This window comes from Actinophytocola sp. (assembly GCF_035634895.1).
Classification (GTDB): domain Bacteria; phylum Actinomycetota; class Actinomycetes; order Mycobacteriales; family Pseudonocardiaceae; genus Actinophytocola.
Window position 1 is genome coordinate 39,840 of record NZ_DASQCC010000070.1, and the last position, 9,821, is coordinate 49,660.

The window sequence follows — 9,821 nt, forward strand, 5'->3', positions numbered from 1 at the left end:
ACAATCAGACTCATGCGTGCCGATCGACTCGTGGCCACCCTCCTGCTGATGCAGGCCCGTGGCCGGGTGACCGCCGCCGAGGTCGCCGGGGAGCTGGAGGTCTCGGTCGCGACCGCGCGCCGTGACCTCGAAGCGCTCTCCGCCGCGGGCATCCCGGTGTACCCGCAGCCGGGCCGGGGCGGGGGTTGGTCCCTGGTCGGTGGTGCGCGCACCGACCTGTCCGGGTTGTCCGCCAGCGAGGCGCAGGCGTTGTTCCTGCTGGTCGGCCCGGCCGCCGCGGTCGCTCCCGAGGCGAAGGTCGCGCTTCGTAAGCTGGTCCGCGCCCTCCCCGACACCTTCCGCGCGGACGCCGAGGCGGCCGCAGGCGCCGTGGTGATCGACCCCGCGCGCTGGGGTGAGCGGGTCAAGGAACGGTCGGCCGTCGTCGAGTTGCTGCAGCACGCGGTGGTGCGGCGCCAGAAGGTGCGGTTCGGCTACGCGAGCCGGGGTCGGGACCGGGCCGAACGGCTCGTCGAACCGTGGGGGCTCGTGGACAAGGACGACGTCTGGTATCTGGTCGCCGGCACCGAACGCGGGCAGCGCACGTTCCGGGTCGACCGTATTGGCGACGCGGAACTGACGGAGGGGACGTTCGAGCGGCCGGCCGGGTTCGACCTGTCGGCGGCGTGGGACCGGGTGGTCACGGAGGTCGAGGAACACCGGTCGGGGGTGGCCGCGACCGTGCTGGTGGCCGCCCGGTTCGTGCCCGTGTTGCGGGACCAGTTCGGGCGGCACTGCGTGGTCGTCGGCACTCTCGACGACGGTCGGGTGCGGGTCCGGTTGTCCGCGCCCACTCCCCTCATGGTCGCCCAGCCGTTGGCCGGGTGGGGTGCGTTGCTCGACGTGGAGGGTCCGCCCGAGGTCCACGCGGAGCTGGCCCGGCTGGGTGCGGAACTGGTCGGCCGCTATGCGCGGACGGGTAGCTCGCCCACGTCGTAGTGGTACAGCCAGCCGGTGGCCTTCTCGTAGAAGTGCTTGAGCCCGAAGGACATCACGGCGTCGGTCACGCGGCGGCGCACGGGTCCGGCGGCCTTCTTGCGTGCGCGGTTGTCGTGCCCAGCCTTGAGCATCTTGCCGATGCGGTCCCGGCGGGCCGCGTCGTACGCGGCGAGCGCGGGGTCGGTGGCGAGCCGCTGTGCCAGCACGACGGTGTCCTCGATGGCCATGGACGCGCCCTGGCCGGCGCCGACGGGGTGTGCGGCGTCGCCGACGAGCACGATCCGGTCGTTGTGCCAGGTGGGCACGAGCGCGAGGACGTGGTCGCGGGTCGGTCGCTGCGGGATGGCGGCGTTGTCGAGGATCGTCAGCGCCTGCTTGTCCTGGCGGTACCGGTCCCGCAGTACGCCCAGGTCGATGGGTGTGTCGGGGTCGGGTTCGAGTACCTGCGCGGCCCACCAGGTGGTGCCGCCGGCGTCGAGGTGGGCGAACGCTCCCCCGCGTCCCATGATCATGTTGAACGCGCCGGGTGGGGTCGGGGTGGTGCTGGTGCCGAAGACGGTGAGGATGCCGGCGAACTCCGGGCGTGGGGCGTCGGCGTCCAGGATCGTTCGGACGGTCGACCAGAGGCCGTCGGCGCCAACCAGCAGGTCCGAGTCGACCGTATTGCCGCTGGCGAGGGTGACGCGGACGCCGTCGCCAGCCGGCGTGGCGTCGGTGACCCGCTCCCCCGTGACCAGCCGTACGCCGGCGGCCGCGGCGGCCTCGCGGAGGGTGGCGACGAGGTCGGCGCGGCGAATGGTGATGCTGTGTCGTGGGTCGGTCGACCGGCGACCGCGTGGGTTCTCCCCCAGCAGTTTCCCGCCGCCGGCCCACATCCGCTGGACCGCCACGTCGACGCCGTGGGCCCGTACCGCGTCCTCGAGCCCGGCGGCGTCGAGTGCCCGCAGCCCGTTGCTGGCGAGGCTGATGAACCCACCGATGTCACCGGCGGCGTCCGGGTAGGTCTCGTACACGGTGACGTCGGCGCCGATGCGGCGTAACGCGATGGCGCTCACCGTTCCGGCCACCCCTCCCCCGGCTACTGTGACCTGCATGTTCTCCTCCTGAACGTTAATTCGGTGAATACTGATTCGGTGAAATCGAGTTCAGTATGATGTGGCGGGCGAGATCGTGTCAACCAGGGAGGCGAGCGTGGGCGTGCGGAAGGCGAAGGCGGCCGAGACCCAGCAGGCGTTGAAGGACGCCGCGCGCCGGCTGTTCGCCGACCGCGGCTACCTGAACACGAAGATCACCGACATCACGGCGGAGGCCGGCCGGGCGACCGGCTCGTTCTACGACCACTTCCCCAGCAAGGAGGCCCTGCTCCGGGCGTTGATGCAGGACATCGAGGACAGCGCCGACGAGGTGGCGGCGGGCTGGGAGCATCCGGCCGACCACGACCTGACCGACCGTTCCCAGCTGCGGGACCACGTCGCGGTGGGGTGGCGGATGTTCCGCGAGCACCTGCCGGTCGTGGTGGCGCAGACGCAGGCGATGATCGCCGAGGACCCTGGCCGTGGCCGGGCGTGGCAGGCGCTGACCGAGCAGACCGTGGAGTTCCGCGACCACCTGGAGTACCTGCGCGACCGGGGCGACCCGGTGCCGGGTGATCCGACGCTCGTGGCCGCGGCGATCGGCGCGATGATGGGCAACCTCGGGTATGCCCTGCTGACGACCGAGAACGCGCCCTACGGCGACGAGGAGATCGTGGACACGATCACGTCACTGCTGCTGAACGGTCTCGCCGGCCCGGCCGAGCGGGCCTGACGGTCAGGAGATGAGCGCGCGCAGGGCGGACCGCAGCTGGCGGGCGGTCTGCGGATCCAGCGGCGACAGGAACTCGCGCTCGGCCTCGTCGTGCGCCGCGGCCGCCTTCTCCAGCAGGAGCTGACCGGTCGGGGTCAGCTCGACCACGTTGCGCCGCCGGTCCTCGGGTTGCGGGTGGCGGGACACGAGGCCCTTCCCCTCGAGGGTGTCGAGGAGAGCGACCATCGTCGTGCGGTCGACGTCGAGTCGTTTCGCGGCCTGCTGCTGCGACTCCGGCTCGCGGCCGGCGAGCATGACCAGCACGGCGAGCTCGCGCCCGTTGACGTTGTAGGGCTCCAGTGCCCGCGTGCTCAGCTCGTTCATGCGGAGCTGGGCGTGCTTGAGCAGGTAGCCGAGCCGCATGGTCACTTCCGGGCCCGGCCCGTCGTCCCTGGACATGCCACCGATCCTATCGCTACGCTGATTGTCAGTAGTACTGATGATCAGTCATACGACAGGAGTGGGAATGATCCTGGTAACCGGAGGGCTCGGCTTCATCGGCCGGCACACCGTGCGTGCCCTGCTGGACCTTGGCGAGTCATGTGTGTTGGTTCAGCGCCGCGCGCCCGAGGTGCCGGCCGACCTGGCCGGCGAGCAGGTCGTGGTGGAGCAGGCGGACATCATCGATCCGGCGGCCCTGCTGGCCGTCGGCGAGCGACACAAGATCACCGGCATCGTGCATCTGGCGGGTTCGGTGCCCTGGCCACCCGACGCGTACGAGCCCGTCGACGGCGCCAGGAAGGCGATCGGCAGCCTGCTCAACATCGTCCAGGCCGCCACGGAGTGGGGTGTGTCGCGGGTGGGGGTCGCGAGCACGATCGGCGTGTACGGCGGCGTCGCGGAGGAGGGCCCGCTGCACGAGGACATGCCGCTGCCGATGACCTCTGGGCACGTCATCCCGGCGTTCAAGAAGATCGGCGAGCTGCTCACCGACCACCTCGCCGCCACGACGGACGTCGAGCTGGTCAACTACCGCATCGGCGCCATCTGGGGCCCGCACGGGCACCCCGTCGACCGGTTCTTCGCCGCGCCGTCCCTGGTGCGTGCCGCCGCGTACGGCACCGAGCCCGACCTCGCGTCCCTGTACGCCCCCGCGCACGCCGACGACGCGATCGACCTGTGCTACGCGAAGGACTGCGGCCGCGCGATCGCGCTGCTCCAGCTCGCGGACTCGCTCGACCACCGCACGTACAACGTCTCCGCGGGCCGGACGACCACCAACGCGGAGATCATCGCCGCGATCAGGAAGGTCGTGCCGGACGCCCGTGTCGACCTGCCGACCGGCGGATCGGGCCAGCGACTGTGGCTCGACACCACCCGCCTTCGGGAGGACACGGGCTTCCGGCCCGCCTACGACACCGAACGCGCGGTCAGCGACTACCTCGACTGGCTGCGCGCGGCCTGAGCGCCGACCGACGCGAGCCGTCGCCACGCGAGCACGACCATGACGGCGACCAGAGCGAACGCGACCCAGAACGGCACGAGCAGCCCGAACCGCGCGGCGAGGAACCCACCCAGTAACGCGCCGAGCGCGGACCCGGTGACCGAGGCGAGCTGGTAGACACTGCCGACCCGGCCGAGCAGGTCCGTCGGCGTGGCGCGCTGGCGGGCGGTGGTGGCGACCGCACCCCACACGAGGGCGTGCACGCCGAACACGGCCATCGTCGCGCCGGCCACCCACGGGTCGCTGGTGGTCGCCGGCGCGAGGTAGGTCAGTGCCTCGACGACGAGCCCGGCCCGCAGCAGCGTGGTCTGCCCGAGGTGAGTCTCGAGTCGGGCGTATGTCCACGCGCCGACCAGCCCGCCGACCGCGCCGGCGGCGACGAACAAGCCGTACCCGGTGTCGGTGAGGCCGAGGTGCTGCTTGCCGTACAGCACCCAGATCGCGAACGCCCCGCCGCCGGCGAGGTTCATCACGAAGATGCAGGTGGCGAGGACCCGCAGGCCCTGATGCCGCCACAGCCAGCGCACCCCGGCACGGACGTCGGCCGCCAGCGTGCCGCGCGGCCGTGCCGGGTGGGCGCGGGCCGGGACGCGGAGCACGACGAGTGCGGCCACGCCGCAGGCGACCGCGTGCAGCCCGAACGGCAGCGCGGCGCCGGCGGCGAACAGCACCGCGCCCAGCGGTACGCGGTGTCGGCGAGGGTCTCGATCGCGCCCATCAGGAAGGAGACCAGGTAGAGCAGCCAGATCGACGGCACGCCAGCGGCGACCACGACCGTGAGGCAGGTGAGTACCGCGACACGGGCGGCGTTGGCGGCGACGACCAGGGTGCGGCGAGGCAACCGGTCGACCAGTGCGCCGCTGGTCAGGGCGAACAGCAGCCACGGCAGCTGCTGGGCGAACGCGGCCGCGGCGACGGCGACCGGGCTGCTGGTGAGCGTGGCGAGGAGCAGGGGCCCCGCGGCGAGGACCACGCCGTCCCCGAGGTTGCTGCTGGCGGCGGTCAGCCAGAGGCGGATGAAGGCAGGGCTGAGCACTCGACCGGGTCGAGGCATGACGAAACTCCCGGAGATATGTAGACATGGCGATATGTCGACGGACGGGTCCGTCTCACCGGGAGTGGAGCTGGGAAGTGGTCAGCGATCCCGCGAGGCGGACGGGCCGACCGAGGTCCTGCTGCGCGTCACGTCATCGCCTCTCGTCGCCGGGAAGTTGATCAACCAGGAAACGATAGCGCAGGTAGCGACGGCTGTCATATGGATTTGAAATGGAGCGCGCTCCAGGTCGTAGCGTCGGTGCCATGACCACTCCACAGCACAAGATCGGTTCGGGGTTCGGCGCCACCAGCACGGCCGCCGAGGTCCTGACCGGCATCGACCTGACCGGGAAGCTCGCGCTCGTGACCGGTGGCTACTCCGGGCTCGGCCTGGAGACCACGCGGGCGCTGACCGAGGCGGGCGCACACGTCGTGGTCCCGGCCAGGCGCCGCTCGACCGCGGTCTCGGCGCTCGACGGCATGACCGGTGTCGAGGTGGACGAGCTGGACCTCGCCGACCTCGACAGCGTGCGCGGGTTCGCCGACCGGTTCGTCGCCTCGGGCCGTCGCATCGACCTGTTCATCGGCAGCGCCGGCATCATGGCCGCCCCGGAGACCCGCGTCGGTCCCGGGTGGGAGGCGCAGTTCGCCACCAACCACCTCGGTCACTTCGCGCTGGTCAACCGGCTGTGGCCGGCCATCGCGGACGGGGCGCGGGTGGTGAGCGTGTCCTCCCGCGGCCACCACTTCTCCGGCATCCGCTGGGACGACCTGCAGTTCGAGCACGGCTACGACAAGTGGCTCGCCTACGGGCAGGCCAAGACCGCGAACGTCCTGTTCGCCGTGCACCTCGATGCCCTGGCCCGCGACCGGGTCCGCGCGTTCGCCTTGCACCCGGGGCGGATCCTCACCCCGCTGCTACGGCACATCGACGAGCAGGAGATGCGCGACCGCGGCATGATCGACGCCGACGGCAACATCGTCGGCGACTGGAAGAACGTCGAACAGGGCGCCGCGACCCAGGTATGGGCGGCGACGTCACCACAGCTCGACGGCATGGGCGGCGTCTACCTCGAGGACTGCGACATCGCGGACCCAGCCCCACCCACCCAGACGACCCCGGCCAACATCTCGGTCTCGCTGGGCGTCCGCGACTACGCCATCGACCCGGCCGAGGCCACCCGCCTCTGGCACCTCTCCGCCACCCTGACCGGCGAAAACGCCTTCGCCTAACCCCGCCGCGAGTCCCGCGTTCAAACCTAGCGAGTCTCGCGTTCGGACATAGTGAGTCCCGCGTTCGCGCACACCGAACCGCGGTTTCGTGCAGGTCTGGCGTGCAGGGCTGGTCGTCGTCGGCACCACGGTGCTGATGCGGGTCTTCGACGGCCGGCCCAGCGCGGGCATGGCGCTGGCGACCTCCGGTTCGTCGGCCGGATTGTCGGCCGGCGACTGGATCTCGGTGTGCACCAAACCGCGGTTCGGTATGTCTGAACGCGGGACTCGCGGTGTTTGAACGCGGGACTCGCTGTGTTCTGGTGCGGGACTCGCGACGGGTTAGCCGTGCCAGTGGTGCCAGAGGGCGGCGTACTCGCCGTTCTGGGCTACCAGGGTGTCGTGGGTGCCGAGTTCGGTGATGCGGCCGTCGGCCATGACGGCTACGCGGTCGGCGTAGTGGGCGGTGTGCAGGCGGTGGGCGATCGCGATGACCGTGCGGCCTGCGAGGACCGCGGCCAGCGCGCGTTCCGCGTGGCGGGCCGTGGCCGGGTCGAGCAGCGCGGTCGCCTCGTCGAGGATGACCGTGTGTGGGTCGGCCAGTACCACCCGGGCCAGGGCGAGCTGCTGGGCCTGCGGCGCGTCGAGCGTGCGGGCGTTGGCGCCGAGCGACGTGTCCAGGCCGTCCGGCAGCTCCCGCACCCACGTCGCGTCCACGGCCGCGAGCGCCGCGAGCATCCGCTCGTCGTCCGCGTCCGGGGCCGCGATCGCCAGGTTGTCCCGCACGGTGCCGATGAAGACGTGGTGCTCCTGGGTCACCAGCACGATCCGCCGCCGCAACTCCTCCGGCGGCAGCAACGCCACGGGTGCGCCGCCGACCGTGATGTCACCCGCCCTCGGCACGTCCACGCCCGCGAGCAGCCGGCCGAGCGTGGACTTACCCGCGCCGGACGGGCCGACGATCGCCAGCCGCTCCCCCGGCCTCACCGACAGGTCCACACCGTGCAGCACGTCCCGCTCGCCGGTGTAGGCGTACCGGACGCCGGTGGCCTCGAGCCGGTCGTCGTCGGGGGCGGCGTCGCCGACCGGCGCCGGCTCGACGTCGCCGACGCCCGTGACCCTGGCCAGCGACGCCCCGCTGCGCTGCACCTGCTCCATCCACATGAGCACCTGGTTGACGGGGTTGATCAGCTGCATCGCGTACAGGGCGGCCGAGATCACCGCGCCGAGGCTGACCAGGTCGTTGACGTACAGCACACCGCCGGCCAGCAGCACGGAGACCATGCCGCTGATGCTGGTGATGTCGATCCACGGGAACAGCACACACCGCAGGTAGAGGGTCCGCAGCTTGGTCAGGAAACCCGCGCCGACCCGGGCGTCCGCGTCGGCGACCCGGCGGTCCCGCAGGTCGAACGCCTCGATCGTGCGGGCGCCGTCCACGGTCGCGGCAATCGACTCGGACAGGTCGGACCCCGCCGCGCCCTCGGCGAGGTACGCGGTCCTGGCCCGCTTCAGGTACCAGCGGCCGGCCCACCACAGCCCCGACATGCCGACCAGCACACACAGGGCGAGCGGCGGGCTGACCAGCAGCACCGCGCCGACGATCAGCACCGACTGCAACGTGCCCATGAACACCTCGGGCACCGCGTCCCGCAACGCACTGCCGACCGTGGCGACGTCGGCGGTCGTGCGCGACATCAGGTCACCCGTACCGGCACGCTCGACCACCGAGGTCGGCAGCGCGAGCGTGCGGTCGACGAACTCCTCCCGCAGCCGGGCCAGGGACCGCTCGGCGAACCGGTGGGCGAAGTAGCGGGCGTACCGGGTCGTCACCATGTGCGCCACGGCGAACGCCACGATCGCCACCGCCAGCAGGTCCACCGTCGACAGGTCAGGTGTACCGGACTCGACGTGGTTGACGATGCCGCCGATGAGCCACGGCGCACCCAGCCCGGCCAGCGACGCCAGACACGTGCTCACCATGACCAGCACCGCCGCACCCGGATCGGCCCGGACGATCTCCCACGCGGCACGCCGCACCCCGGTCGCGTCGGCGACCGGCAGCTGCCACCCCTCCACCCGCTCGGTCGTCTGCTCAGTCATGATGTCCGCTCCGCGAGCTCCGAGTCGTGGACACGCTCTTCCTCACTCCCCCGGAACACCAGCGCCCGGTATCCGGGCCGGGTCGCGAGCAGGTCGGCGTGGCTGCCGGTGGCCACCACCCGGCCGTCGACCAGATGCGCGACCCGGTCCGCGCGGTCCAGCAACAGCGGCGACGTGCCGACCACCACCGTCGTACGGCCACGCCGGGCCTCGGCAAGCCGGGCGGCGATGACCGACTCGGTGTGCGCGTCGACCGCGGAGGTCGGCTCGACGAGCAGCAGGACCTCCGGGTCCGCCAGCAACGCGCGGACCAACCGCAGCCGCTGGCGCTGCCCGCCGGACACCGACCGGCCCTGCGCCTCCAGGAACGAGTCGACCCCGGCCGGCAGCGCGGCCACGACGTCCTCGGCCATCGCCACGTTGATCGCCGCCCGCACGTCCGCGTCGTCGTGGTCGCGGGTCGACACGGCCTCCCGCAGCGTCCCGGCGAACAGGTAGGCGTCGTTGTCCGCGACCAGGATCCGCGCCCGCACCTCCGCCAGCGGCATCTCCGACACCGGCGCCCCGCCCCAGGTCACCGTCGAGTCGGTGTACCGGCCGAGCCGGTCGACCAGGTCGGTGGCCTCCGCCGGCACGGCCGCCGCCACCGCAAGCAGCTCACCGCGCCGCACGGACAACCCGGTGTCCGGGTCGTGCAGCTCCGCCGGCCCCGGCGGGGCCGGCACGGTCGGCCTGTCCGTGACCGCGGGCGTCAGGTTGAGCACGGTCGTGACCCGCCGGGCCGCGACGATCCCGCGGCTGATGTCCTGCGCGGCCTCGATCAGGAAGTGCACCGGGGTGGTCAGGACCGCGACGTACCCGTACACGGCGACCATCTCGCCGACGGTGATCTCGCCCGCCGCGGTCATCCGCGCGGCGAGCCAGGTGACGGCGGCGAGGAACAGGCTGGGCATCCCGACCCCGACGCCCTCGATCCAGCTGGCCACCGCGCCCACCCGGTAGCCCTCGGCCCGCAGGCGCTGGGAGCCGCGCCGGTAGCGCTCGGCGAACATGTCCTTGCCGCCGATCCCGCACAGCACCCGCAGCCCGGCCACGATGTCCCCGGCGCGCGAGGTCAGCGTGCCCTGGTGTTCGCGGTAGGTGGTCTCGGTGCGGCGCAGCCGGTTGAGCAGCGGCCCCACCGAGACCACGAGCAGCGGCACCC

10 protein-coding genes and 1 pseudogene are annotated in these 9,821 nt (G+C 72.1%); 5 read left to right on the forward strand and 6 right to left on the reverse strand.

What is annotated here, in order from left to right; all coding sequences use genetic code 11:
- Nucleotides 1–12 precede the first annotated feature (12 nt).
- A complete protein-coding gene (locus VET29_RS10210) occupies nucleotides 13–978 on the forward strand; it encodes a helix-turn-helix transcriptional regulator (protein WP_324918163.1) in 966 nt (321 codons plus the stop codon).
- Here VET29_RS10210 and VET29_RS10215 read toward each other — a convergent pair.
- Nucleotides 945–2,072, reverse strand: coding sequence for an NAD(P)/FAD-dependent oxidoreductase (locus VET29_RS10215; RefSeq protein ID WP_324918167.1), 1,128 nt, complete (start codon nucleotides 2,070–2,072; stop codon nucleotides 945–947). The genes VET29_RS10210 and VET29_RS10215 overlap by 34 nt on opposite strands.
- 97 nt (nucleotides 2,073–2,169) lie before the next feature.
- Here VET29_RS10215 and VET29_RS10220 point away from each other — a divergent pair, with 97 nt between their 5' ends.
- Entirely contained in the window at nucleotides 2,170–2,784 is a 615-nt protein-coding gene (locus VET29_RS10220) for a TetR/AcrR family transcriptional regulator (RefSeq protein ID WP_324918169.1), read from the forward strand.
- Nucleotides 2,785–2,787: 3 nt separating this feature from the next.
- Here the strand turns inward: VET29_RS10220 and VET29_RS10225 are convergent, their stop codons facing one another.
- The gene (locus VET29_RS10225) at nucleotides 2,788–3,222 is read right to left on the reverse strand and encodes a MarR family transcriptional regulator (protein WP_324918173.1); all 435 of its coding nucleotides are present in this window, start codon (nucleotides 3,220–3,222) and stop codon (nucleotides 2,788–2,790) included.
- A 67-nt stretch (nucleotides 3,223–3,289) separates the two neighbouring features.
- On the opposite strand from VET29_RS10225, the gene VET29_RS10230 reads away from it, so the two are divergent.
- Nucleotides 3,290–4,228, forward strand: coding sequence for an NAD(P)-dependent oxidoreductase (locus VET29_RS10230; protein WP_324918176.1), 939 nt, complete (start codon nucleotides 3,290–3,292; stop codon nucleotides 4,226–4,228).
- Here VET29_RS10230 and VET29_RS10235 read toward each other — a convergent pair.
- Both VET29_RS10235 and VET29_RS10240 read right to left on the reverse strand, forming a co-directional pair.
- Nucleotides 4,201–4,938 carry an MFS transporter gene (locus tag VET29_RS10235; RefSeq protein WP_324918179.1) on the reverse strand — a complete coding sequence of 246 codons (738 nt, stop codon included), beginning with the start codon at nucleotides 4,936–4,938 and terminating at the stop codon, nucleotides 4,201–4,203. The two genes, VET29_RS10230 and VET29_RS10235, sit on opposite strands and share 28 nt — an antisense overlap.
- Nucleotides 4,939–4,964: 26 nt before the next feature.
- Nucleotides 4,965–5,321: pseudogene (locus VET29_RS10240) on the reverse strand (MFS transporter); the annotation flags it as partial.
- Nucleotides 5,322–5,566: 245 nt separating this feature from the next.
- Here VET29_RS10240 and VET29_RS10245 point away from each other — a divergent pair.
- Both VET29_RS10245 and VET29_RS10250 read left to right on the forward strand, forming a co-directional pair.
- A complete protein-coding gene (locus tag VET29_RS10245) occupies nucleotides 5,567–6,535 on the forward strand; it encodes an SDR family NAD(P)-dependent oxidoreductase (RefSeq protein WP_324918182.1) in 969 nt (322 codons plus the stop codon).
- A gap of 88 nt (nucleotides 6,536–6,623) precedes the next feature.
- The gene (locus VET29_RS10250) at nucleotides 6,624–6,815 is read left to right on the forward strand and encodes a hypothetical protein (protein WP_324918185.1); all 192 of its coding nucleotides are present in this window, start codon (nucleotides 6,624–6,626) and stop codon (nucleotides 6,813–6,815) included.
- Between the two features lie 41 nt (nucleotides 6,816–6,856).
- Here VET29_RS10250 and VET29_RS10255 read toward each other — a convergent pair whose 3' ends face one another.
- Nucleotides 6,857–8,617 (reverse strand): ABC transporter ATP-binding protein, encoded by a 1,761-nt coding sequence (locus VET29_RS10255; protein ID WP_324918188.1) that lies wholly within the window; start codon nucleotides 8,615–8,617, stop codon nucleotides 6,857–6,859.
- Nucleotides 8,614–9,821: ABC transporter ATP-binding protein (locus VET29_RS10260; protein WP_324918191.1), on the reverse strand; the 1,208-nt coding region annotated here is incomplete at its 5' end. The genes VET29_RS10260 and VET29_RS10255, both read right to left, overlap by 4 nt.